17 protein-coding genes and 1 rRNA gene are annotated in these 22969 nt (G+C 73.1%); 7 read left to right on the forward strand and 11 right to left on the reverse strand.

Annotated elements, in window-relative coordinates:
- Positions 1 to 1034 (reverse strand): 16S ribosomal RNA (locus ACFRAV_RS14560); the annotation flags it as partial.
- An 818-nt stretch (positions 1035 to 1852) separates the two neighbouring features.
- Between ACFRAV_RS14560 and trpS the strand changes: the two genes are divergently transcribed.
- A complete protein-coding gene (gene trpS, locus ACFRAV_RS14565; RefSeq protein WP_382555142.1) occupies positions 1853 to 2860 on the forward strand; it encodes a tryptophan--tRNA ligase in 1008 nt (335 codons plus the stop codon).
- A 65-nt stretch (positions 2861 to 2925) separates the two neighbouring features.
- Here the strand turns inward: trpS and proC are convergent, their stop codons facing one another.
- The 5 genes from proC to ACFRAV_RS14590 all read right to left on the reverse strand — a co-directional run bounded on the left by proC (position 2926) and on the right by ACFRAV_RS14590 (position 9015).
- Positions 2926 to 3738 carry a pyrroline-5-carboxylate reductase gene (gene proC, locus ACFRAV_RS14570; protein WP_382555145.1) on the reverse strand — a complete coding sequence of 271 codons (813 nt, stop codon included), beginning with the start codon at positions 3736 to 3738 and terminating at the stop codon, positions 2926 to 2928.
- A 147-nt stretch (positions 3739 to 3885) separates the two neighbouring features.
- Positions 3886 to 4638 carry an ABC transporter permease gene (locus ACFRAV_RS14575; protein ID WP_382555147.1) on the reverse strand — a complete coding sequence of 251 codons (753 nt, stop codon included), beginning with the start codon at positions 4636 to 4638 and terminating at the stop codon, positions 3886 to 3888.
- The gene (locus ACFRAV_RS14580; protein WP_382555150.1) at positions 4635 to 5432 is read right to left on the reverse strand and encodes an ABC transporter ATP-binding protein; all 798 of its coding nucleotides are present in this window, start codon (positions 5430 to 5432) and stop codon (positions 4635 to 4637) included. The genes ACFRAV_RS14575 and ACFRAV_RS14580 overlap by 4 nt, the downstream gene beginning before the upstream one ends.
- A gap of 143 nt (positions 5433 to 5575) precedes the next feature.
- A complete protein-coding gene (locus ACFRAV_RS14585; protein WP_382555153.1) occupies positions 5576 to 6403 on the reverse strand; it encodes a class I SAM-dependent methyltransferase in 828 nt (275 codons plus the stop codon).
- Positions 6404 to 6609: 206 nt separating this feature from the next.
- Positions 6610 to 9015, reverse strand: a complete 2406-nt coding sequence (locus tag ACFRAV_RS14590; RefSeq protein WP_382555156.1) for a hypothetical protein — start codon at positions 9013 to 9015, stop codon at positions 6610 to 6612.
- A gap of 161 nt (positions 9016 to 9176) precedes the next feature.
- Here ACFRAV_RS14590 and ACFRAV_RS14595 point away from each other — a divergent pair, with 161 nt between their 5' ends.
- Positions 9177 to 9674 (forward strand): GNAT family N-acetyltransferase, encoded by a 498-nt coding sequence (locus ACFRAV_RS14595; RefSeq protein WP_382555157.1) that lies wholly within the window; start codon positions 9177 to 9179, stop codon positions 9672 to 9674.
- 311 nt (positions 9675 to 9985) lie between these two features.
- Here the strand turns inward: ACFRAV_RS14595 and ilvD are convergent, their stop codons facing one another.
- From ilvD to ACFRAV_RS14615, 4 genes are all read right to left on the reverse strand, one after another.
- Positions 9986 to 11839, reverse strand: coding sequence for a dihydroxy-acid dehydratase (ilvD, locus tag ACFRAV_RS14600; protein WP_351113542.1), 1854 nt, complete (start codon positions 11837 to 11839; stop codon positions 9986 to 9988).
- Positions 11840 to 11981: 142 nt separating this feature from the next.
- Positions 11982 to 12626 (reverse strand): TetR/AcrR family transcriptional regulator, encoded by a 645-nt coding sequence (locus ACFRAV_RS14605; RefSeq protein WP_382555160.1) that lies wholly within the window; start codon positions 12624 to 12626, stop codon positions 11982 to 11984.
- Entirely contained in the window at positions 12623 to 13447 is an 825-nt protein-coding gene (locus ACFRAV_RS14610; RefSeq protein WP_382555161.1) for a sugar phosphate isomerase/epimerase family protein, read from the reverse strand. Before ACFRAV_RS14610 ends, ACFRAV_RS14605 begins: the two co-directional genes overlap by 4 nt.
- A gap of 473 nt (positions 13448 to 13920) precedes the next feature.
- Positions 13921 to 14859, reverse strand: a complete 939-nt coding sequence (locus tag ACFRAV_RS14615) for a Ppx/GppA family phosphatase (RefSeq protein WP_382555163.1) — start codon at positions 14857 to 14859, stop codon at positions 13921 to 13923.
- Between the two features lie 129 nt (positions 14860 to 14988).
- Here ACFRAV_RS14615 and ACFRAV_RS14620 point away from each other — a divergent pair, with 129 nt between their 5' ends.
- Positions 14989 to 15828, forward strand: coding sequence for a hypothetical protein (locus ACFRAV_RS14620; protein ID WP_382555165.1), 840 nt, complete (start codon positions 14989 to 14991; stop codon positions 15826 to 15828).
- 92 nt (positions 15829 to 15920) lie between these two features.
- Here ACFRAV_RS14620 and ACFRAV_RS14625 read toward each other — a convergent pair whose 3' ends face one another.
- Positions 15921 to 17774 (reverse strand): RNA polymerase sigma factor, encoded by a 1854-nt coding sequence (locus ACFRAV_RS14625; RefSeq protein ID WP_382555167.1) that lies wholly within the window; start codon positions 17772 to 17774, stop codon positions 15921 to 15923.
- 199 nt (positions 17775 to 17973) lie between these two features.
- Here ACFRAV_RS14625 and radA point away from each other — a divergent pair, with 199 nt between their 5' ends.
- From radA to ACFRAV_RS14645, 4 genes are all read left to right on the forward strand, one after another.
- Positions 17974 to 19386 (forward strand): DNA repair protein RadA, encoded by a 1413-nt coding sequence (radA, locus tag ACFRAV_RS14630; RefSeq protein ID WP_382555169.1) that lies wholly within the window; start codon positions 17974 to 17976, stop codon positions 19384 to 19386.
- 81 nt (positions 19387 to 19467) lie between these two features.
- Positions 19468 to 20592, forward strand: coding sequence for a DNA integrity scanning diadenylate cyclase DisA (gene disA / locus ACFRAV_RS14635; RefSeq protein ID WP_351113548.1), 1125 nt, complete (start codon positions 19468 to 19470; stop codon positions 20590 to 20592).
- A 373-nt stretch (positions 20593 to 20965) separates the two neighbouring features.
- Positions 20966 to 21772: a MerR family transcriptional regulator gene (locus ACFRAV_RS14640; protein ID WP_382555173.1), complete on the forward strand. Its 807-nt coding sequence runs from the start codon at positions 20966 to 20968 to the stop codon at positions 21770 to 21772.
- Positions 21769 to 22969: glycosyltransferase (locus ACFRAV_RS14645; protein WP_382555176.1), on the forward strand; the 1201-nt coding region annotated here is incomplete at its 3' end. The genes ACFRAV_RS14640 and ACFRAV_RS14645, both read left to right, overlap by 4 nt.

The raw sequence follows: 22969 nt of genomic DNA on the forward strand, positions 1-22969 counted from the left end.
ACAGCCATGCACCACCTGTACACCGACCACAAGGGGGGCACCATCTCTGATGCTTTCCGGTGTATGTCAAGCCTTGGTAAGGTTCTTCGCGTTGCGTCGAATTAAGCCACATGCTCCGCCGCTTGTGCGGGCCCCCGTCAATTCCTTTGAGTTTTAGCCTTGCGGCCGTACTCCCCAGGCGGGGCACTTAATGCGTTAGCTGCGGCACGGACAACGTGGAATGTTGCCCACACCTAGTGCCCACCGTTTACGGCGTGGACTACCAGGGTATCTAATCCTGTTCGCTCCCCACGCTTTCGCTCCTCAGCGTCAGTATCGGCCCAGAGATCCGCCTTCGCCACCGGTGTTCCTCCTGATATCTGCGCATTTCACCGCTACACCAGGAATTCCGATCTCCCCTACCGAACTCTAGCCTGCCCGTATCGACTGCAGACCCGGGGTTAAGCCCCGGGCTTTCACAACCGACGTGACAAGCCGCCTACGAGCTCTTTACGCCCAATAATTCCGGACAACGCTTGCGCCCTACGTATTACCGCGGCTGCTGGCACGTAGTTAGCCGGCGCTTCTTCTGCAGGTACCGTCACTTTCGCTTCTTCCCTGCTGAAAGAGGTTTACAACCCGAAGGCCGTCATCCCTCACGCGGCGTCGCTGCATCAGGCTTTCGCCCATTGTGCAATATTCCCCACTGCTGCCTCCCGTAGGAGTCTGGGCCGTGTCTCAGTCCCAGTGTGGCCGGTCGCCCTCTCAGGCCGGCTACCCGTCGTCGCCTTGGTGAGCCGTTACCTCACCAACAAGCTGATAGGCCGCGGGCTCATCCTTCACCGCCGGAGCTTTCCACCCGCCAAGATGCCTTGGCAGGTCGTATCCGGTATTAGACCCCGTTTCCAGGGCTTGTCCCAGAGTGAAGGGCAGATTGCCCACGTGTTACTCACCCGTTCGCCACTAATCCCCACCGAAGTGGTTCATCGTTCGACTTGCATGTGTTAAGCACGCCGCCAGCGTTCGTCCTGAGCCAGGATCAAACTCTCCGTGAATGTTTACCCGTAATCGGGTGACACCACGATGAGCGGAACCGCGAGCGGAATAAGCTCGACGGTTCACAGCGTCCTCGCTGTGTTTTTTCAAAGGAACCTCGTCTCCGAAGGAGACGGGGTATCAACATATCTGGCGTTGACTTTTGGCACGCTGTTGAGTTCTCAAGGTGCGGACGCTTCCTTTGTACCGACCCTCGCGGGCTTTCCTCCGGGCGCTTCCTTCGTTTCCGACTCTATCAGACCGTTTCCGTTCCGATTTCCTCGGTGCTTTCCAGGTCCTTCGCCTTTCGGCGCTGCCCCTTTCCGGCGGTTCCGACTCTATCAGAACCTTTCGGCGCCTGATTCCCAGTCAGAGGGGGTTGTCTTCGGGGCTGTTCGCCCTTCCGACCGGTGAGACATTAGCGGATTCGTGGCCCCCGAAGCCAATCGGAGGTCTCGCTCTCACGAGCGAGTGGTGAATCCTGCAATCCGCAATGCACGCGCCGGCACGCACGACAGGAAAACGCCGTGGTGGCTGGTTGGTGCTTGTGGAGTGGCTGTCCGGGGCCGACCGGGGTCGGTGCTCACGTCGGACAACTCGGAGAACCTTACGGATCACGTCGGGTGGTGTCAAACCGCCTGCGCAGGGGCCCTCGGAGACCTAGCCTGTCCTCGTGACCACAGCGCATGCGTGCACCCAGAGCTGGTGGGCCGCCTGACGGCGGCCCGTCCTCACGCATGCGATCAGCAGCGGCCGCCGGATCCCGGCGGCCGTTTCTCGTACCTCCCTCCCGAGACGGTCACCGGGGCCGCGGCCCGGACGACCGGGAGGTCGAGCGATGAAGCGAGTGTTCAGCGGGGTCCAGCCGTCGGGGCACCTGACCCTGGGCAACTACCTCGGGGCGGTGCGCCGGTGGGCTGCCGTCGACCAACACCGGGCGGACGCCCTGTTCTGCGTGGTCGATCTGCACGCCCTGACCGTGGAGCACGACCCGGCGCGACTGCGCCGGCTGACCCGGCAGACGGCCACCCTGCTGCTGGCGTCCGGCCTCGACCCGGACGTCTGCACGCTCTTCGTGCAGAGCCACGTGGAGGAGCACGCACGACTCTCGTACCTGCTGGAGTGCGTGGCCACGGACGGTGAGATGCGGCGGATGATCCAGTACAAGGAGAAGGCCCGGCGCCAGGAGGAGAGGGGGGCCGGCGTCCGGCTGTCCCTGCTCACCTATCCGGTGCTGATGGCGGCGGACATCCTGGCCTACGCCACCGACGAGGTGCCGGTGGGCGAGGACCAGAAACAGCACGTCGAGTTGGCGCGCACGCTCGCGGAGCGGTTCAACCAGCGGTACGGCCACACCTTCGTCGTCCCGAAGGTCACGCTTCCCCGGGTGGGGGCGCGGGTGATGAACCTGCAGGAGCCCGGTTCCAAGATGGGGAAGTCCGACCTGTCCGGGCAGGGTGTGGTGCGGTTGCTGGACGAGCCGGAGGTGGTGCGGCAGAAGGTGATGCGCGCGGTCACCGACAGCGGGCCCGGCGGGCGGCCGGTCGAGTACGACCGGGCGCAGCGGCCCGGGGTCGCCAATCTGCTGGACGTCCTCGCCGCCTGTACCGGGGAGGAGCCGGCCGCGCTGGCCGGCAGGTACAGCGGATACGGGCAGTTGAAGAAGGACGTCGCCGACGCCGTGGTGGAGGCGCTGCGGCCGGTGCGGGAGCGGCACGCGGAGCTGTGCGCGGACCCGGCGTACGTGGACGGCGTCCTGCGGGCCGGGGCCGAGCGGGCGCGGGCGATGGCGCGGCCCGTGGTGGACACGGCGTACCGGGCGATCGGGCTGCTGCCGCCGGTCTGACGTGCGCGGCCCGTCCGGGGGTGGACCGGCCGTCCGCCCCCGGACACCCCCGCGGGGTGCGTGCGTCAGTTGCCGTTGCCGGAGGCGAGTTCGCGGCTGCGGTCGCGGGCGGCCTCCAGCGCGGCGATCAGGGCGGCGCGGACGCCGTGGTTCTCCAGTTCGCGGATGGCGCTGATGGTGGTGCCCGCGGGGGAGGTGACGTTCTCGCGGAGCTTGACCGGGTGTTCGCCGCTGTCCCGCAGCATGACGGCGGCGCCGATGGCCGACTGGACGATCAGGTCGTGCGCCTTGTCGCGGGGCAGGCCGAGCAGGATGCCGGCGTCGGTCATGGCCTCGACGAGGTAGTAGAAGTACGCCGGGCCGGAGCCGGACAGGGCCGTGCAGGCGTCCTGCTGCGACTCGGGGACGCGGAGCGTCTTGCCCACGGAGCCGAAGATCTGCTCGGCGGTCTCGACGTGCGCCGCGGTGGCGTGGCTGCCGGCGGAGATCACGGACATGGCCTCGTCGACCAGGGCGGGCGTGTTGGGCATGACGCGGACCACCGGGACACCGGCCGGGAGGCGCTCCTCCAGGAAGGCGGTGGTGATGCCGGCGGCGCCGCTGATGACCAGGCGGTCGGCGGGGACGTGCGGGGCGAGCTCCTCGACCAGGGCGCCCATGTCCTGCGGCTTGACGGTCAGGATGAGGGTGTCGGCCGACTTGGCGGCCTCGGGGTTGCCGACCGGGGTGACGCCGTAGCGGGTGCGGAGCTCCTCCGCGCGCTCGGGGCGGCGGGCGGTGACCAGCAGGTCGGCAGGGTTCCAGCCGCCCCGGATCATTCCGCTGAGCAGGGCTTCGCCGATCTTGCCGGTGCCGAGGACTGCGACTTTCTGGCTCATGTGGGTGGTGCCCTCCGGGGAGTTGCGCGTCGTCCCTGGCCATCCTCGCACCGGGGCCGGGGGAACACCGCGCACGTCCGCCAGGCGGAACGGCCGGGCGGCCGCCCTCCCGGTCGTTGCGGCCGCCCTCCCCGGAGCGGCAGGGCGTCAGGCCGTGCGGCGGCGGAGGGTCGCGGCGCCGACGGCGAGGACCAGGAACGCGCAGCCCACCATGACGATGACGTCGCGGACGAAGTCTCCGGTGATCCCGGCGTGCTGCTGGACCTCGTTCATGCCGTCGACGGCGTACGACATGGGCAGCACGTTGGAGACGGCCTCGAGGACGGGCTGCATCTGGTCGCGCGGGGTGAACAGGCCGCACAGCAGGAGCTGGGGGAAGATCACGGCCGGCATGAACTGGACGGCCTGGAACTCCGAGGCGGCGAAGGCGGAGACGAAGAGACCGAGGGCGGTGCCCAGGATCGCGTCGAGCAGGGCCACCAGGAGCAGCAGCCAGGGCGAGCCGGTGACGTCGAGGCCCAGGCCCCAGACGGCGAGGCCGGTGGTGAGCAGCGACTGGACGACGGCCAGGGTGCCGAAGGCGAGGGCGTAGCCGGCGATGAAGTCGGCCTTGCCGAGCGGCATGGCGAGGAGCCGTTCCAGGGTGCCGGAGGTGCGTTCGCGCAGGGTGGCGATGCTGGTGACCAGGAACATCGTGATGAGCGGGAAGATGCCGAGCAGCGAGGCGCCGATGTTGTCGAAGGTCTGCGGGCTGCCGTCGAAGACGTAGCGGAGCAGGAGCAGCAGGAGGCAGGGCACCAGGAGCAGCAGGGCGATGGTGCGGGGGTCGTTGCGCAACTGGCGCAGGACGCGGGCGGCGGTGGCGACGGTCCTGGCGGGGCTGAGGGGCGGGGTGCTCATCGGGACGTCTCCTGGCTGTGGGACCGGGTGGCCGCGGGGGCGGCGTCGGCGGCCTGGTCGATCAGGGTGAGGAAGGCCGCCTCGACGGTGTCGGCGCCGGTGCGGGCCCTCAGCGCGTCGGGGCTGTCCTGGGCGAGGATCTCGCCCTCGCGCATCAGCAGCAGCCCGTGGCAGCGCTCGGCCTCGTCCATGACGTGGGAGGAGACCAGCAGGCTTGCGCCGCGGTCGGCCGCGAGGGCGTGGAAGAGGTCCCAGAGGTCGCGGCGCAGCACCGGGTCGAGGCCGACGGTGGGTTCGTCCAGGACCAGGAGTTCGGGGGCGCCGAGCAGGGCGACGGCGAGGGAGACGCGGCTGCGCTGGCCCCCGGAGAGGTTGGCGGCCAGGGCGTCGGCGTGGCTGGTGAGGTCCACGTCGCGGATGGCGCGGGTGACGTTCTCCTCGCGGCGGGCGGCGGCGCGGCGGCCCGGGTCGAGGACGGCGGCGAAGTACTCCAGGTTCTGCCGGACGGTCAGGTCGTCGAAGACGGCGGGGGCCTGGGTGACGTAGCCGATGCGTGCCCGCAGGGAGGGGTGGCCGGCCGGCCGGCCGAGGACCTGGAGGTCTCCGGAGACCTTGGCCTGGGTGCCCATGACGGCGCGCATCAGGGTGGACTTCCCGCAGCCCGAGGGGCCGAGGAGGCCGGTGATGCGGCCGGCGGGCACGGTGAAGTCGAGGTCGCGCAGCACGGTGCGGGGGCCCCGGACGGCGGTGAGGCCGGTGGCCCGGATCGCCGGACCGGGCTCTTTATTCATCATGTGATGAATACTTCTCCCCCGGTCCGGACACGTCAAGGCCGCCGCGCGGATTCGCGCGGCGGCCTCGGGGTGGGACGGCGCCGGGCGGGGCTTGGTGGCCCGCGCTGACGGGTGCTCCGGCCCCGTCCGGGTGCTCGGTGCGCTCAGGGCGCGGTGACGACCAGGAGCAGCACGTCGTAGACCTCCTCGACGACGTCGTCCGGGAAGACCTCGTGGAGACAGATCCGCTCCTGGTCGAGGAAGGCGCGGGTGGATTCCTCGCCGTGCAGGATGAAGAGGGAGTGGCTGGCGATGTTGGTCAGGTGGGTGTCGACGGGCACCCGGCGGCTCCACCGCACGACGCGGCGGCCGATCCGGTCGGGAGCGGGCGGGAACGGGGCGCCGGCGAAATGCAGGTCCTTCTCGAGAGTGCGGGTGCCGCCGCCGGACTTGTTGGCGCGGGCGTCGCCGAAGTGCTGCCGGATGCGTTCGGCCTGTTCGGCGATCCACGGGACGTCCTGGGCGTCGGTGTTCCACCAGAGGGCGAGCGCGCCGCCGGGGCGCAGGACGCGCATGGCCTCCGGGAAGGAGTGCGCGGGGTCGGTCCAGTGCCAGGACTGGGCGTAGGTGATCAGGTCCGCGGAGCCGGAGGCCAGCGGGAGGTGGTTGCCGTCCCCCCTGACCAGTGACGCGTCCGGGAGGGCGCGGCGGAACTGGGCGGCCATGCCGTCACCCGGCTCCACGGCCACGACGCGGGCGCCGCGGGCGCGCAGGAGCGCGGTGGAGATGCCGGTGCCGGCCCCGACGTCGGCCACCCGGGCACCCTCGACGGGGCGGCCCGCCAGTTCTTCGACGGCGTCCAGCAGGGCGGACGGGTAGGACGGGCGCGCGGCGGCGTAGACGGCGGCCGCGCCGTTGAAGGAGCGGGCCCGCTCGGCGTGGGCCTGGACCAGGGACTCGTACGGCACGGAGCGCGCGGTGGGCGAGGTCATGTGCCCATGGTGGGGACGCCGGGTGAGGGCCGTGGCTGTTTTTCAGTGGTTGGGATTCCTGGGGCGGAAGTCTCGCAATTCCTGCGCGGGAATTCCTCATTCCGGAGCGGGCGAGCCTCGCGGGGTGCGTGGGGAGGCAGGCGTCCGGGGCCCGGCCGCCGTCGGGCGGGCCCCGGGCCCCGGGTGTCCGTCACGTGCTCACCGGGTCAGCGGCAGAGCCACGCCATCATGTCCATCTCGTCGAACAGCGGGAACCAGCGGCACACGGTGTCGTCCGGCCGGTCACCGCCGCCCCCGTGGCCCGGTCCGTGGTGGCCGGGCTTGCCGTGACCGCCGTGGTGGCCGGACTTCTTCTTGTTGGTGAGCGTGCAGGTCACCGAGGAGCCCTCGGGGACGGTCACCCGGTCCCCGCGGACCGGCAGCCGGTCGCCCTCGTCGGTCACGCAGTCCCAGCCGACCGGGCGGTAGCCGGCGGGGCCGCCGGACTCGCCGAGGGTGTAGGTGCCCGGGGGCACCGCCACGTCCGTGACCTGCTCGCTGCCGCTGGGGCCGGCCAGGCGCTCGGGGCCGTCGGCGGTCAGGGTCCAGTCCTCCGGCTCGGCGTCGCCGTGCTTGCCGACCACGCGCTTGACCAGGGTGAGGCTGGTGTCGGAGTCGTCGTCGCAGGTCACCGTGTTGCGCACCGTGTAGGTGCTGGACGCCTGGGTCAGCTCGGCGCGGTAGGGCAGCGCCGCGTCGACCGGGCGTCCGTTCGCCAGGACGATCCGCCGGCCGGTCACGGTGCAGTCGTCGGGGACCTGCGTGGTCTCCGCGATCGTCACCGTGTCGCCGACCGTGTAGCCCTCACGGGCGACGCCCCAGTCCTGGCCGGTGGCCCCGGCCGTACCCGGGCCGGTCAGGGTGAGGTCGGCGTCGAAGCCGTCGGGGCGGTCCGCGTGCTCGTACACGGTCCCGTCGATCGACCACTCCTTGTCGGCGGTGACGTCGGCCTCCTCGTCCTCCTGCGCCCGGTTGTAGACGGTGCAGCTGACGGCGGCCTGACGAGGCAGGTCGAGCGTGAAGCCCGGGCCGCCGGCCGCGCCGGTGTTGGTCACCTCCACCGGGGAGTCGTCGTCGAGGTTGACGCACACGGCGTTGCGCCCGCCCTGGGTCACCACGGTGTAGCCGTCCTGCTGGGCCTCGGTGACGTTCACCGCGGCGTTGTCCACGGTGCCCGGATAGGTGGGCTGGAACACCACCGCGCCGGTGCCGTCGCCGGTCGTCTCCTCGGTGTCGGGCAGTCCGCCGATGCCCGGGGTGGTGGTCGTGGCGGTGAACTCCCAGCCCGCGCCCGCCACCGTGGCGCCGCTGACGTCCTCGCCGGTGTTCTGCGGCGGCACGATCTGCTTGACGACCGTGAGGGTGCCGTCGCAGTGGCCGAGGGCCAGGTCGCGCAGTGCGTCGGCGGCGCCCTCGAAGTTGGCGGTCTGGTAGTAGTCCGCGGTGGTCGGGTTGGTGCCGTCGAAGGCCTCCGTGCCGGAGATGGCCCGCAGGTTCAGGCCGGACACCCCCTCGACGCCCCGGCCCACGCCGACCGCGATGACCCGGGTGCCCTCCGCCTTCACCGCGTTGGCGGCGAAGATGCCGCCCTCCACGTCGGCGAAGTGGGTGTGCGAGCCGTCGCCGGTGGCCGGATTGTTCCAGTACGTGGGGTTGCCGTCGGTGAGCACGACGACGGCGTCGTAGTGCGGTGCGGCCTTGGCCGCCGCGTACAGGCCCTGGTCCCAGTTCGTGCCTCGGCCCAGCGTCCAGTCGGCGTAGAGGTCCTTGAACTCCTCCGCGCCGGCTTCGGTGGACACCGGTACGAGCTCGGGGTGGTTGGCCGTGCCGGTGCTCGGCGAGTTGCGGTCGAAGGAGAACAGCGCCAGCCGGGACGGGGTGCCGGTCAGGGCGTCGGTGAATCCGTCCGCGGCGGCCTTGAGGCTGGGCAGCGCGCTGCCCACCGAGGCCGACAGGTCGAGGATCAGTGCGATGTCCAGTCCGCAGTCCTCGGGCAGTTCGGGGTTGACCCGGGACTGCTGCCAGATGCCGCTGGACGCCACGTAGGGGGTGCTCGCGTAGTCCGTGCTGTACATGAAGTCGCGGGTGGACGAGTAGGTCTCGCCGTCCTCCAGCGCCGGGGTCCGGAACTGGTAGCGGGAGGCGACCGAGCCGGAGCCGCTGCCCGCGCCGGTCCGCAGCGTGGGGTTGGTGTACCAGCCGTCCGGCGCCCCGGTCTGGCGGACCCAGAAGCGCGCGCCCTCGTTCGCGCCGCCGTCGCCGGTGCCGGGCACCACGAAGTTGCAGTCGCCGTCGGCGTCGGAGGTGCACACGGCCCAGGTGGTGTTCACCGGGGTGGTGGCGTCCTCGCTCGCGAACAGGGCGAGCCGGACGCCGGCCAGGGGACCGACGACCGAGTCGGCGATCCGGTCGCCACCGGTCCTCACGGTCACCACGGAGGTGCCGGGCTCGGCCGGCGGCACCTCCGGAGGCGCGGCGGCCAGAAGGGTGACGAGAGCCGCGGCCCCCGCGACGGCTCGGCCGAGGCGTCCCAGGCGGCTCCACCCGGTGCGTGTGGGTTGTTGCGTAGGCATGCGGGCCTTCCGGCTCGAAGGAGGAAGGCGATCGGAGCGTGATCGCCTTCTGCCCATGCTGTTCGCGCGGCCCGCGCCGTACCGATCGGTGTTGCTCCGTACGGAAGAGGAGGGTCGGCCGTCCAGGTGCCGGAGGGGGCGCCCGGTCCTGGCGTGGGGCCATGTCCGAGTCGCCCGACACCGCCCGGATCACCGTGGCGCCCATGACGGTCGAGCACGCCGCAGGAGTTCTGGCCCTCGGCCGCCGCGTGTACGACACCACCGTCAAGCCGTACACGTCCTGGTCGCTGTCGGCTGTCGCCCGGCATCTCGACGGCGACGGATCGACCTGCCGGATCGCGCTCGCCGAGGGACGCCTCGCCGGGTTCGTGCTCGGTTCCCTGGGGTTCGACCGGCGCGCCGACCGGGGTCTGCTGGAGTGGATCGCGGTCGACCCCGGTCACCAGGGCCGGGAGATCGCCCGTCGGCTGGTGGAGGAGTGCTGCGCGGGTCTGTTCGCGGCGGGAGCGGCCGCCGTGGTGACGGAGGTGGAGTCGCAGAACACCGCCTCGGCCGCGCTGATGCGGCGGAGCGGGTTCGCCGAGGGCGCGGTGGTGACGCTCTTCGTCCGGGAGCCGGAGGAGGAGGAGGAGACGGCCCGGCCACCGGTCCACCGCTGAGGGCACCGGAGCCGCACCTCACACTGCCGGGCACCGCGCCGGGCCCCGGCAGGGGTGCGGGGGAACTGCGCGGACGCCCGCCACGCGGGGGCCGCGCACCGGGACAGGCCTTGGTACACGGCACCTCGGAGCGCGGAATCGGAGCGCGGGATCGGGTGCGAGGTCCGCCCGGAGCGGCACGCTCCGGCTTCCTGGGGCCCTGGTCCCGGGGCGTTCGGGCTCACGGCGGCCGTAACGGGCCCGCAAGGCGGGGAGACGAACTGATCCGGCGGCGCGACCGCCCTCGGAGGGGTCGCGCCGCCGGGACGGCGTCAGCCGAGGAGGGTGACGTCGCGGACCGCGCCCTTGTCCGCGCTGGTGGCCATCGCCGCGTAGGCCCGCAGCGCCGCGGACACCTTGCGGTCGCGGGCACGCGGCGCGTACCGCCCGCCCAGCGCCTCCTCGCGGCGCGCCAGCTCCTCGTCGGAGACCAGCAGCTCGATGGACCGGCCCGGGATGTCGATGCGGATCCGGTCACCGTTCTCGACCAGCGCGATCGTGCCGCCGGACGCCGCCTCCGGGGAGGCGTGCCCGATGGACAGCCCGGAGGTGCCGCCGGAGAAGCGCCCGTCGGTGATCAGCGCACAGGTCTTGCCCAGGCCGCGGCCCTTGAGGAAGGACGTCGGGTAGAGCATCTCCTGCATGCCGGGGCCGCCCTTGGGGCCCTCGTAGCGGATGACGACCACGTCGCCGTCGGTGATCTGCTTGTTCAGGATCTTCTCGACGGCCTCCTCCTGCGAGTCGCAGACCACCGCGGGCCCCTCGAAGGTCCAGATGGACTCGTCGACGCCGGCCGTCTTGACCACGCAGCCGTCGACCGCGAGGTTGCCGCGCAGCACGGCGAGGCCGCCGTCCTTGGAGTAGGCGTGCGCCGCCGAGCGGATGCAGCCGCCCTCCGCGTCGACGTCCAGCGCCTCCCAGCGCTCCGACTGGGAGAACGCCTCGGCGGAGCGGACGCAGCCGGGGGCGGCGTGCCAGAGCTCGACGGCCTCGGCGGACGGGGAGCCGCCGCGCACGTCCCAGGTCTTCAGCCAGTCGTCCAGCGACGAGCTGTGCACGGAGTGGACGTCCTCGTTGAGCAGACCGGCCCGGTGCAGCTCGCCGAGCAGCGCGGGGATGCCGCCGGCGCGGTGCACGTCCTCCATGTAGTACGTGCGGTCCTTCGCCACGTTCGGCGCGACCTTGGCGAGGCAGGGGACGCGGCGCGAGACGGCGTCGATCTGCTCAAGACCGAACGGGACGCCGGCCTCGTGGGCGGCGGCGAGCAGGTGGAGGATCGTGTTGGTGGAGCCGCCCATGGCGATGTCGAGCGCCATCGCGTTCTCGAAGGCGGAGAAGGAGGCGATGGTGCGCGGCAGGGCCGTCTCGTCGTCCTGGCCGTAGTACCGCTCGACCAGGTCCATCACCGTGCTCGCGGCCCTCTCGTAGAGGGCGCGGCGGGCGGTGTGGGTGGCGAGGACGGAGCCGTTGCCCGGCAGGGAGAGGCCGATGGCCTCGGTGAGGCAGTTCATCGAGTTGGCCGTGAACATGCCGGAGCAACTGCCGCAGGTGGGGCAGGCGGACTCCTCGATGCGCAGGATGTCCTCGTCGGAGACCTTGTCGTTGACCGCCTCGGAGATGGCGTCGACCAGGTCCAGGGTGCGGACGGTGCCGTCGACCAGGGTGGCCCGGCCGGACTCCATCGGGCCGCCGGAGACGAAGACGGTGGGAATGTTCAGCCGCAGGGCGGCCATCAGCATGCCCGGGGTGATCTTGTCGCAGTTGGAGACGCAGATCATCGCGTCGGCGCAGTGCGCCTCGACCATGTACTCCACGCTGTCCGCGATCAGGTCGCGGGAGGGCAGGGAGTACAGCATGCCGCCGTGGCCCATGGCGATGCCGTCGTCGACGGCGATCGTGTTGAACTCGCGCGGGATGCCGCCGGCCGCCTTGACGGCCTCGCTGATGATGCGGCCGACCGGCTGCAGGTGGGTGTGACCCGGCACGAACTCCGTGAAGGAGTTGGCGATGGCGATGATCGGCTTCCGGCCGATGTCCGCACCCGGTACACCGGAGGCCCGCATAAGGGCGCGGGCGCCCGCCATGTTGCGGCCGTGGGTGACTGTGCGGGACCTCAGCTCGGGCATCGTCGCTCGCTCCTTAAGGAAGTACTGGCCCTGTCGAGAGTACGCCGGGCATCCACCGGTCGGACACGGTTGTCCGGAATGCGGGACGTGAGATGCGCCCCGTCGCGGCCGTCCGGTCGCGCGGCCGGCCCCTCGCTTCGGTTCACCCGGCGGCGGGAGCGCCGGGTGAGCCGGTGAGGTGGTGCTGGAGGACGGGGGCGAGGCGGGCGATCAGTTCCTCCGGATCGGCGGAGGCGATCGGCTCGACCTTGATCACGTAGCGCAGCATCACCACGCCCACCACCTGGGCGGCGGCCAGCTCGGCGCGCAGCTCCGCGTCGGGGGCGTCGAGTTCCTTGGCGACCTTGCTGAGCACCAGTCCGGCGACCAGGCGGCGGAAGATCGCGGCGGCGGCCTCGTTGCTGACCGCGGAACGGATGATGGCGAGCAGCGGGGCCCGGGTCGCCGGGTTCTCCCAGATGCCGAGGAACATGCGGACGAACTGCTCCCCGGCGCGGTCCGGACGCAGGTCGGTCAGGGGCTGGGTGCGCAGCACGGGGGCGAAGGCGCCCTCCACGGCGGACTCGAAGACCTGCTCCTTGGTGCCGAAGTAGTGGTGCACCAGCGCGGGGTCCACGTCGGCCGCCTTGGCGATGCCGCGCACGCTGGCCTTCTCGTAGCCGCGCTCGGCGAACACCTCGCGGGCGGCGGTCAGGATGCGGTCGCGGGCCGCCGGGGTCTCGGCGGAGGCAGAGGCGCGGGGCGGTCGGCCACGGCCACGGCGTGGCCCGGTCGGCTGTGCGGTCACTGGCCCTTGACCCGCAGCGGGGAGGCCAGGTGGAGGCGGGTGAAGGCCAGCGCCTCGGCGAGGTCTGCCTCGCGCTCCGCGTTGGACATGGCGCGGCGGGTGTTGACCTCGATGACGACGTGGCCGTCGAAGCCTGAGCCGGCGAGGCCCTCGAGGAGTTCGGCGCAGGGCTGGTCGCCACGGCCGGGGACCAGGTGCTCGTCCTTGGCCGAGCCCTTCCCGTCGGCGAGGTGCACGTGGCCCAGGCGGTCACCCATCCGGCCGATCATCGCCATGGTGTCGGTGCGGGCCGTGGCGGTGTGGCTGAGATCGATCGTGAAGTGACGGTAGTCCTCGTCGGTGGGGTCCCAGCCGGGGGCGTAGGCGAGCATCTCCCGGTCGCGGTAGCGCCAGGGGTACATGTTCTCCACGGCGAACCGGATGTCCGTCTCGTCGGCCATCCGCCAGATGCCGGACACGAAGTCACGCGCGTACTGGCGCTGCCAGCGGAACGGCGGGTGCACCACGACCGTGGAGGCGCCCAGCCGTTCGGCGGCGGAGCGGGCGCGCTGGAGGCGGACCCAGGGGTCGCTGGACCAGACCCGCTGCGTGATCAGCAGGCAGGGGGCGTGCACGGCGAGGATCGGGATCCCGTGGTGGTCGCTGAGGCGGCGCAGGGCCTCTATGTCCTGGCTGATCGGGTCGTTCCACACCATGACCTCGACGCCGTCGTAGCCCAGGCGCGCGGCGATCTCGAAGGCCGTCGCGGTGGACTCCGGATAGACGGAGGCGGTGGACAGCGCGACCTTCGCGTCGGGGATGCGGACGACTGGTTCTGCCACGGCAGCAAGAGTACGGGAGGCGCGCGGAAGCGGCGGGGGCTCGGGGTCGGTTCCCGGCCGCGACGGTGCCACTTCCCGGACCTGGCCCCGGGCCTCACCGCCGGTGGGGGCGGGTCCTGTCCCTGGGGCTCGCCCTCGGCGGGGCCTGTTCGAGGGCGGGGGCCCGGGCCAGGGGCAGGTTCTCGCCGCTGCCGGGTGCCGCCCGTGCGGGGGGCTTCGATCGCCAGGACCAGGGTTCCGCTCGGCCGGGGCGACCCCGGCGGGGGCGGTCCTGCCCCGAAGAGGGCCCCCGCCCTTGTGGGGCCCTGGCCCGGAGCCACGGCCGGGAGCAGGTCCGGAGCCTGGGCGGGTCGCGGAACCCGGGCGGGCGCGGACCTGGGGCGGGTCCGGAACCGAGGCGGGCCGCAGAACCGGCGGTGGGCCCGGAACCTGGACGGACCGGAACCTGGGCGGGGCGCGGAACCGGGGGCGGGTCAGCGGTCCAGGGGGTGGAGGTGGTCGAGGCGGCGGAGGATGACGCCCTCGCGCAGGGCCCAGGGGCAGATCTCGACCCGTTCGACGCCGAAGAGGTCCATGGCCGCCTCGGCGACCAGCGCTCCGGCGACCAGCTGACCGGCCCGTCCCTCGGCGACGCCGGGCAACTCGGCACGCTCCTGCTCGGTCATCGCCGCCAGCTTCGGCACCCACGCCTCCAGCGCGTCCCGGGTCAGTTCCCGCTGGACGTACAGGCCCTCGGCGGAGCGGGCCGCGCCGGCGAGGCGGGCCAGCTGCCGGAAGGTCTTGGAGGTGGCGACCACGTGGTCGGGGCTGCCGAGACGGGTGAACTCGCCCACGGTCCGGGCTATCTCGGTGCGGACGTGACGCCGCAGCGCCCGTATCTCCTCGGGTCCCGGCGGGTCGCTCGGCAGCCACGCGCCGGTGAGCCGGCCCGCGCCGAGGGGCAGCGAGACGGCGGCGTCGGGTTCCTCGTCGATGCCGTAGGCGATCTCCAGCGAGCCGCCGCCGATGTCCAGCACCAGCAGGCGTCCGGCCGACCAGCCGAACCAGCGGCGGGCGGCGAGGAAGGTGAGCTTCGCCTCGTCCTCCCCGGACAGCACCCGCAGGGCCACGCCGGTCTCCCGGTGCACGCGTTCCAGCACCTCGTCGGCGTTGCGGGCGTCGCGCACGGCGGAGGTGGCGAAGGGCAGCAGCGCCTCGACGCCCTTGTCCTCGGCCGCGCGGGCCGCGTCCCGCACCACCCGGATCAGCCGGTCGACGCCCGCGGGGCCCACCGCCCCGTCCTCGTCGAGGAGTTGGGCGAGCCGGAGCTCCTCCTTCACCGAGTGGGCGGGGAGCGGACACGCGCCGGGATGGGCGTCGACCACCAGCAGGTGGACCGTGTTGGAGCCCACGTCGAGCACACCAAGTCGCATACCGGGAAACGTAACCGGCGCCCGCCCCGGCAATCGTCCGAACTGTGGAGGAGGCGACTGTGAGGAACCCGACGTTTCGCGCAGCGCGGGGCCCGTGCGGTCGTGACGGCTCCACTTACCCTTGGACGCGTGCCCAAGACGAAGAAGGCGAAGGACCACAGGACGGCCACGGCCAAGGCCTCGAAGCGGACGGCCCTGCCGCTGATCGGGGTGCCCGTCGCCGAGGACGACGAGAAGGGGCTCGACTTCCCGCGCGCGTGGGTGGAGTTCCCCGACCCGGCGGACGACGAGCAGGTCTTCCGCTGCGACCTGACGTGGCTGACCTCGCGCTGGAACTGCGTCTTCGGCAGCGGCTGCCACGGCATCCAGGCCGGCCGCGCCGCGGACGGCTGCTGCTCGCTGGGCGCGCACTTCTCCGACGAGGAGGACGAGCAGCGGGTCGCCGGTTTCGTGGAGCGGCTCACCCCGGACATCTGGCAGCACCACGCGGAGGGCGTCCTCGGCGGCTGGATCTCCGAGGACGACGAGGGCTCCCGGCAGACCCGGCCCTACCAGGGCTCCTGCATCTTCCAGAACCGCCCCGGCTTCGAGGGCGGCGCGGGCTGCTCGCTGCACATCCTGGCGCTGCGCGAGGGGCGCGAGCCGCTGGAGACCAAGCCCGACGTGTGCTGGCAGCTGCCGGTGCGGCGGACCTTCGAGTGGATCGACCGGCCCGACGACACGCGGGTGCTCCAGGTCTCCATCGGTGAGTACGACCGGCGGGGCTGGGGCCCGGGCGGGCACGACCTGCACTGGTGGTGCACGTCGGCGAGGTCGGCGCACGGGGCGGGGGAGCCGGTGTACGTCTCCTACCGGGCGGAGCTCACGGAGTTGATGGGCAAGGCGGGGTACGACCGCCTGGTCGAACTCTGCGAGGCCCGTCTCGCCGCCCCCCTCTTCGCCCCCCACCCGGCGGACCCGGCGGTCTGACCCCACGGCCCGGCCCCACGACGGACCCGGCGGTCCGACCCCACGGCCCGACCCCACGGCGCCGGTCGGCCGCGTGCCGGCCCGCACGCCGGTCAGCCGGTGGACGGCGGGGCCGTCGGGGCCTGGTCGGACGGGACCGGTGCCGACGAGGGCGGGGCCGAGGTGTCTCCGGGAGACGGGTCGCCGGAGGGCGGGCCGGAAGGGGACGGCGGAGGCGTGGAGGGGTCGGAGGGAGACGGCGTCGGATCCGGGTCGACGGGAGGCGGCGACGTCGGCCCCGGCGAGGACGGCGGCGGCTCCTGCGGCGGCCGCCCGGGCCCCGGCTCCCCCGGTCCCGGACCCGGACCCGGTCCCGGCGACATCGCCCCCGCCCCCGCCCCCCGGATCACGATCACCGCACCCCCCGGCTCGACCCCCACCGTGGCCCGCCACGCGCCGGCCGGCTCCCGCAGCGCGTCCACGTGGACCCGGACGGTCACCGACTCCCCCGGGCGCAGCACGCCCGAGGAGCGGCTCAGGTACAGCCAGGACACCCCCGTGGACATCCGCCACCGCACCGAGGCGGCCTCCCGCCCGCCTCGCTCCGGCGCCGTCAGCGTGACGTACGTGACGTCGCCGGCGCCGAACGCGGCGACCCGCAGCCCGTCCGCCGCACCGCCCACCCCCGCGCCGCCGCCCGGTCCGCCCGGCGGCGGCGAGCCGATCACCTCGACCGAGACGTCCGGCCCCCTCTCCGGCGTGGCCGCCCCGCTCCCCGGCACCGCGTTGGCGGTGTTCGCGTAGCCGCCGTCGTCGGTGGCGCCGATGTCGTCGGGGCCGGTGTCCGCCGCCGTCGCCGCCCGGTCCTCGGGGCTGCCGAAACCTTCCTCCACCCCTGTCGGGGCGCCTCTTCCGGCCGCCCACATCGCGAGAACGGGTGCCACCACCACCGTGGCGACCACCGTCGTGGTCACCGCCCGCCCCCTGATCCGGTGCCGCCGCGCCTCGTGGTCGGGCGGCGCGAGCGGGAACCCGCGCCGGTCGAACCGGGGAGCGCCGGCCGCCCCCCGCCGCCCCCGCGCGGTCTGCGCCGCCGCCTGCACGGCGGCCCGTGGCGCCCGGAGCACCGGCAGCCGCTCGGGAGTGACCGAGGTCCCCGGCCAGCGTCCCGGCACCGCCCGCTCGGCGGCCCGGCGGCACCGCGGACAGTCGTCGACGTGACGGACCAGCTCGGTGCGCAGCGCCTCGCTCAGCACCCACCCGTCGTCCTGCCCGGTCAGCCGGACCACGCCCGGGCACCGGCCGGACTCCGCGGCCCCCACCGCGGCGCGGGTGCGCTCCACCTCGCAGGCGGCCGAGGCCAGCAGGTCCTGCGCGGCCGCCGGGGCGAGGCCCAGCACGGTGGCGACCTCCTCGGCGGCCAGTCCGTGCCGCACCGCCAGCTCCAGCGCCTCACGCTGCTCCGCGGAGGCCCCGGCCGCCTCGGGCCAGGCCAGCCGGGCGAGTTCGGAGCGGCGCCGCTCGCGCTCCTCGGGTGACGGCTCGACCGCCGGCGTCTCGGCGACGGGCACCGCGCCCCGCCGCGACCCGCGGTGCCGGTGCTGGTGCCGCCGTCGTCGCTTCTCGGCCAGTTCCCGCAGACAGGCCCAGCGGGCCAGTGCGTAGAGCCAGGCCCGCCGGTCGTCCCCCTCGGGCGCCCGGCCGCCGCGCCGCTCGGCGACGGCGAGGACCGCGCCGACGGCACAGGCCGCGGCGTCCTGGTCGCAGAGCACCGAGAGGCTGTAGGTGTACAGCCCGTCCAGGTGCGGTTCGCACCCTTCCGGGAAGGAGGCGTCCGCGCGGCGCGCGGGGATGCGTGGAGCGCTCGCACGGGCGTCCGCCGCGGAGGGGACGGTCCGGTCGCACTCCTCACCGTGCGCCGGGTGCGCGCCGGTGGTGCGGGTGGGGGTCTCCGGCCTGCTGCTCATCACCCGTGCGACCGTAGGGGCCCGCGGACGACCGTTCCTGCATCCTTGAGCACTTTTAATCCATTCGGGTGAAACGATCCCTCATAAGGGGACGTGCGTTTACGTTTCTTCGCACCCTGCCCGACCGTTCCTGCCCCTTCGTGAACGCGGGCGCACGGTGTTGTCGGCGTTGTCGGTGCCGCCGGTTACGGTGTGCGGCATGGCTGCGCGCACCAGGTCGACCAAGGACCGTCCGTCCTACCGCTGCACGGAATGCGGCTGGCAGACGGCCAAATGGCTGGGCCGTTGCCCCGAATGCCAGGCGTGGGGGACCGTCGAGGAGTACGGCAACGCGCCCGCGGTCCGCACCACCGCCCCCGGCCGGGTCACCACCTCCGCCGTCCCCATCGGCCAGGTCGACGGCCGGCAGGCCACGGCCCGCACCACCGGCGTCCCCGAGCTGGACCGGGTGCTCGGTGGCGGCCTGGTCCCCGGGGCCGTGGTGCTGGTGGCGGGCGAGCCGGGCGTCGGCAAGTCCACGCTGCTGCTGGACGTGGCGGCCAAGTCGGCGAGCTCCGAGCACCGCACCCTCTACGTGACGGGCGAGGAGTCCGCCAGCCAGGTCCGGCTGCGTGCCGACCGCATCCACGCCATCCACGACGACCTCTACCTCGCCGCCGAGACGGACCTGTCCACGGTGCTCGGCCACATCGAGGCGGTCCAGCCCTCCCTGCTGATCCTCGACTCGGTGCAGACCGTCGCCTCCCCGGAGATCGACGGCGCGCCCGGCGGCATGGCGCAGGTCCGCGAGGTCGCGGGCGCGCTGATCCGCGCGTCCAAGGAGCGCGGCATGTCCACCCTGCTGGTCGGCCACGTGACGAAGGACGGCAGCATCGCCGGTCCGCGCCTGCTGGAGCACCTGGTGGACGTGGTCCTCAACTTCGAGGGCGACCGGCACGCCCGGCTGCGGCTGGTGCGCGGCGTGAAGAACCGGTACGGGACCACCGACGAGGTGGGCTGCTTCGAGCTGCACGACGAGGGCATCACCGGCCTGGCCGACCCCTCCGGGCTCTTCCTCACCCGCCGGGACGAGCCAGTCCCGGGCACCTGTCTGACGGTCACGCTGGAGGGCCGTCGCCCGCTGGTCGCCGAGGTGCAGGCGCTGACCGTCGACACCCAGATCCCCACCCCGCGGCGCACCACGTCCGGCCTGGAGACCTCCCGGGTCTCGATGATGCTGGCCGTGCTGGAGCAGCGCGGCCGGATCAAGGCGCTGGGCAAGCAGGACATCTACTCGGCCACCGTGGGCGGCGTGCGGCTCTCCGAGCCCGCCGCGGACCTGGCGATCGCCCTCGCGCTGGCCTCCGCGGCGAGCGACACCCCGCTGCCGAAGAACCTCGTGGCGATCGGCGAGGTGGGTCTGGCCGGAGAGGTGAGGAGGGTCACCGGCGTGCAGCGGCGTCTGGCCGAAGCGCACCGCCTCGGATTCACACATGCGCTGGTCCCGGCCGATCCGGGGAAGGTTCCTCAGGGAATGAAGGTGCTCGAAGTGGCCGACATGTCGGACGCGCTGAGGGTTCTGCCGCGCTCGCGTCGGCGAGAGCCCCGGCAGGAGGGTGAGGACCGCCGGTAGACTTTGCCCCGGTCTCGCCCGTCCGTGCGAAGTGTGCGTGTCGCGGGAGCGCCTGAAGAAGTCTGCGACCGGAGGAGAGCAGTGGCAGCCAACGACCGGGCCTCAGCTCCCGGAAAGTCCGGTGGGAGCTCCGGTGCCGACGGGCTGATGCGCGCCTCGCTGAGCGCGGTCGCGCCCGGCACCGCGCTGCGCGACGGCCTCGAGCGCGTGCTGCGCGGCAACACCGGCGGTCTGATCGTGCTCGGCTGGGACAAGACCGTCGAGACGATGTGCACCGGCGGATTCGTCCTGGACGTCGAGTTCAGCGCGACGCGGCTGCGCGAGCTGTGCAAGCTCGACGGCGGCATCGTGCTGTCGACGGATTTCTCGAAGATCCTGCGGGCGGGCGTGCAGCTGGTGCCCGATCCGACCATCCCCACGGAGGAGACCGGCACCCGGCACCGCACGGCGGACCGGGTCAGCAAGCAGGTCGGCTTCCCCGTGGTCTCGGTGTCCCAGTCGATGCGGCTGATCGCGCTGTACGTCGACGGGCAGCGGCGGGTCCTGGAGGACTCGGCCGCCATCCTCTCCCGCGCCAACCAGGCGCTGGCCACGCTGGAGCGGTACAAGCTCCGCCTGGACGAGGTCGCCGGGACGCTCTCCGCGCTGGAGATCGAGGACCTGGTGACGGTGCGGGACGTCTCCGCGGTCGCGCAGCGGCTGGAGATGGTGCGCCGGATCGCCACCGAGATCGCCGAGTACGTGGTGGAGCTGGGTACCGACGGGCGTCTGCTGGCGCTCCAGCTGGACGAGCTGATCGCCGGCGTCGAGCCGGAGCGGGAGCTGATCGTCCGGGACTACGTGCCCGAGCCGACGCCGAAGCGGTCCCGCACGGTGGACGAGGCGCTGTCCGAGCTGGACGCGCTCGGCCACACGGAGCTGCTGGACATCGCGACGGTGGCGCGGGCGCTGGGGTACACGGGGTCGCCGGAGGCGCTGGACTCGGCGGTCTCGCCGCGGGGCTTCCGGCTGCTGGCGAAGGTGCCGCGTCTGCCGGGGGCGATCATCGACCGGCTGGTCGAGCACTTCGGTGGGCTGCAGAAGCTCCTCGCGGCCAGTGTCGACGACCTGCAGACGGTCGACGGGGTCGGCGAGGCGCGGGCCCGCAGCGTCCGCGAGGGCCTCTCCCGCCTCGCGGAGTCCTCCATCCTCGAGCGGTACGTCTGATCCTGACCCGCCCTTCCGGGGGCGGGACCTCCGCGCGCCTGGCGCCTGGGGGAGCGGTTCCCGGGGCCGGAGCGCCGTCCCCTGGCCGGGACGCCCGCCATCGCCTGGCCCGGGTGCCTCGGCCTGGCCGGGTCGACTGCTCCCGTCCCTGCCCCTGCCCTGCTCCTCCTCGGAACCCGCGGGCCCTCTGTCCTGTGCTCGGTGGCCGGTGACCGGTGACGGGTGACCGGTGGCCGGTGACCGGGTCGCCTCGTGGGGCGCCCTGTCACCCGCTGCCGCCGCGGCAGGCGCGGCGTGGGCACCCGCCGCGAGCGCGGGTTGACCCTCCCCCTACGTCAGGCCCGAGGCTGTGTGCCGACGAAAGGCGAGGTGGATGAGCTACTCCGTGGGGCAGGTCTCGGCGTTCGCCGGGGTGACGGTGCGAACGCTGCACCACTACGACAAGGCCGGCCTGCTCTCGCCCAGTGAGCGCAACCACGCCGGATACCGCCTCTACGGCGAGGCCGACCTGGTCCGTCTCCAGCAGATCCTCTTCTACCGGGAACTCGGCTTCCCCCTCGACGAGATCGCCACGATCCTCGAGGATCCGCAGGGCAGCGCCCTGGAGCGGCTCCGGGCCCGGCAGCGGCAGCTGAGCGAGGAGATCGCCAGGCTGCAGCGGCTGGCCGAGGTGGCGGAGCGGGCGATCGAGGTCCAGAGGACCGGGGTGTCGCTGACTCCCGAGGAACGCTTCGAGGTCTTCGGCGAGGTCGCCTTCGACCTGAGCTACGCCACCGAGGCGGAGCTGAAGTGGGCGCGGTCGGACGGACAGCGCGAGGCGATGGCCCGCGCGGCCGGCCACACCAAGGACGACTGGCGCCGGCTCATGCAGGAGTCCGCCGCCTGGCGCGCGGAGTTGCTCGCGGCGTTCGACGGGGGCTGTCCGAGCGACGGGGAACGGGCCATGGACCTCGCGGAGGAGCACCGCCTGCACGTCGCGCGCTGGTTCACCGCCTGTCCGCCCGGCATGCACCGGCGCATCGCGGACGACTTCGTCGCCGACCCCCGCGCGTTCGCCCTGGTCGTACCGCCGTCGCAGCAACGCCCGGGCCTGGCCGCCTACACGTGCAGGGCGGTCCACGCCAACGCGGCCCGCCTCGCCGGCACCGGTACCGCGGTCGAGGAGGGCCGGGACCGATGAGGATCCTGATCGCCGCGGCCGGATCGCGCGGTGACGTCGCGCCCTACACGGGGCTGGGCGTCGCCCTGCGACGGGCCGGGTACGACGTCGCCCTCGCCGCCCCGGAGACCTTCGCGCCCCTCGTGCACGAGGCCGGGCTGGAATTCCGCCGCCTGCCCGCCGACACCCGAAGGCGTGGCGGCGGGACCGGCCGACGTGACCTGATGCGGACCGCTGCCGCGTTCGTCACCGACCTGGGGCAGGGCTTCGCCGACGCGGTGGGCGACGACACGGACCTGCTCCTGCTGTCGGCCACGACGGCCCCGCTCGGCTGGCACCTCACCGAGGCGACGCGCATCCCGAGCCTCGGCGTGTACCTCCAGCCCACCGCGCCGACCGGTGACTTCCCGCCCGTCGTCACCGGCTCCCGCTCGCTGGGACGCCTCGCCAACCGGGCGGCCGGGGCCTTCGCGCTGCGGATGGCCGACCGCGTCTACGCACCGGCGGTCGCGGAGCTGCGCCGACGCCTCGGGCTGCCCCCGGCCTCCCCTTCCGGGACACGTCGTCGGCAGGAGCAGGCGAACTGGCCGATCCTGCACGGCTTCAGCACCGCTCTGGTGCCTCGGCCGGCCGACTGGCGCCCCGGTCTTCAGGTGGTGGGCAACTGGTGGCCGCATCACGAGCCGTCCGAACGGCTGCCGGCCGAGCTCGAGGACTTCCTGTGCGCCGGGCCCCCACCCGTCCTCGTCGGCTTCGGGAGCATGGCGTCCGGCCACGGGGAGCGGCTGAGCGAGGTCGCCGCACGTGCTCTGCGCCGCGCCGGACTGCGGGGGATCCTCCAGGCCGGCAGCGCCGGGCTCGCCGCCGACGGGGACGACGTCCTCACCGTCGGGGACCTGCCGCACGCGCTGCTGTTCCCACGGCTGGCAGCGGTGGTCCACCACGGCGGGGCCGGCACCTCGGCCGCCGCGCTGCGCGCCGGAGTGCCCGCGGTCACCGTGCCGGTGACCGCGGACCAGCCGTTCTGGGCGGGCCGGCTCGCCGCCCTCGGCGCCGCCACCCGCCCCCTCCCCTTCGCGTCCCTCACCGTCGAACGGCTCACCGACGCGCTCGACCGGGTGGTGAGGCGGCAGACGTACGGCCGGGGGGGCGCGGGGGCCGGGGGGCCGGGGGGGGCCGGGGGGGGGGGGGGGCGGGCCCGCGCCGCCGGCCCGCGGG

Source organism: Streptomyces sp. NPDC056600 (assembly GCF_042792855.1).
Classification (GTDB): Bacteria; Actinomycetota; Actinomycetes; order Streptomycetales; family Streptomycetaceae; genus Streptomyces.

What these genes read in the sequence shown, in the direction of transcription:
- trpS (WP_382555142.1), top strand. Translation starts at nt 1,853, where the DNA reads ATGAAGCGAGTGTTCAGCGGGGTCCAGCCGTCGGGGCACCTGACCCTG.
- proC (WP_382555145.1), bottom strand. Translation starts at nt 3,738, where the DNA reads ATGAGCCAGAAAGTCGCAGTCCTCGGCACCGGCAAGATCGGCGAAGCC.
- ACFRAV_RS14575 (WP_382555147.1), bottom strand. Translation starts at nt 4,638, where the DNA reads ATGAGCACCCCGCCCCTCAGCCCCGCCAGGACCGTCGCCACCGCCGCC.
- ACFRAV_RS14580 (WP_382555150.1), bottom strand. Translation starts at nt 5,432, where the DNA reads ATGATGAATAAAGAGCCCGGTCCGGCGATCCGGGCCACCGGCCTCACC.
- ACFRAV_RS14585 (WP_382555153.1), bottom strand. Translation starts at nt 6,403, where the DNA reads ATGACCTCGCCCACCGCGCGCTCCGTGCCGTACGAGTCCCTGGTCCAG.
- ACFRAV_RS14590 (WP_382555156.1), bottom strand. Translation starts at nt 9,015, where the DNA reads ATGCCTACGCAACAACCCACACGCACCGGGTGGAGCCGCCTGGGACGC.
- ACFRAV_RS14595 (WP_382555157.1), top strand. Translation starts at nt 9,177, where the DNA reads ATGTCCGAGTCGCCCGACACCGCCCGGATCACCGTGGCGCCCATGACG.
- ilvD (WP_351113542.1), bottom strand. Translation starts at nt 11,839, where the DNA reads ATGCCCGAGCTGAGGTCCCGCACAGTCACCCACGGCCGCAACATGGCG.
- ACFRAV_RS14615 (WP_382555163.1), bottom strand. Translation starts at nt 14,859, where the DNA reads ATGCGACTTGGTGTGCTCGACGTGGGCTCCAACACGGTCCACCTGCTG.
- ACFRAV_RS14625 (WP_382555167.1), bottom strand. Translation starts at nt 17,774, where the DNA reads ATGAGCAGCAGGCCGGAGACCCCCACCCGCACCACCGGCGCGCACCCG.
- radA (WP_382555169.1), top strand. Translation starts at nt 17,974, where the DNA reads ATGGCTGCGCGCACCAGGTCGACCAAGGACCGTCCGTCCTACCGCTGC.
- ACFRAV_RS14640 (WP_382555173.1), top strand. Translation starts at nt 20,966, where the DNA reads ATGAGCTACTCCGTGGGGCAGGTCTCGGCGTTCGCCGGGGTGACGGTG.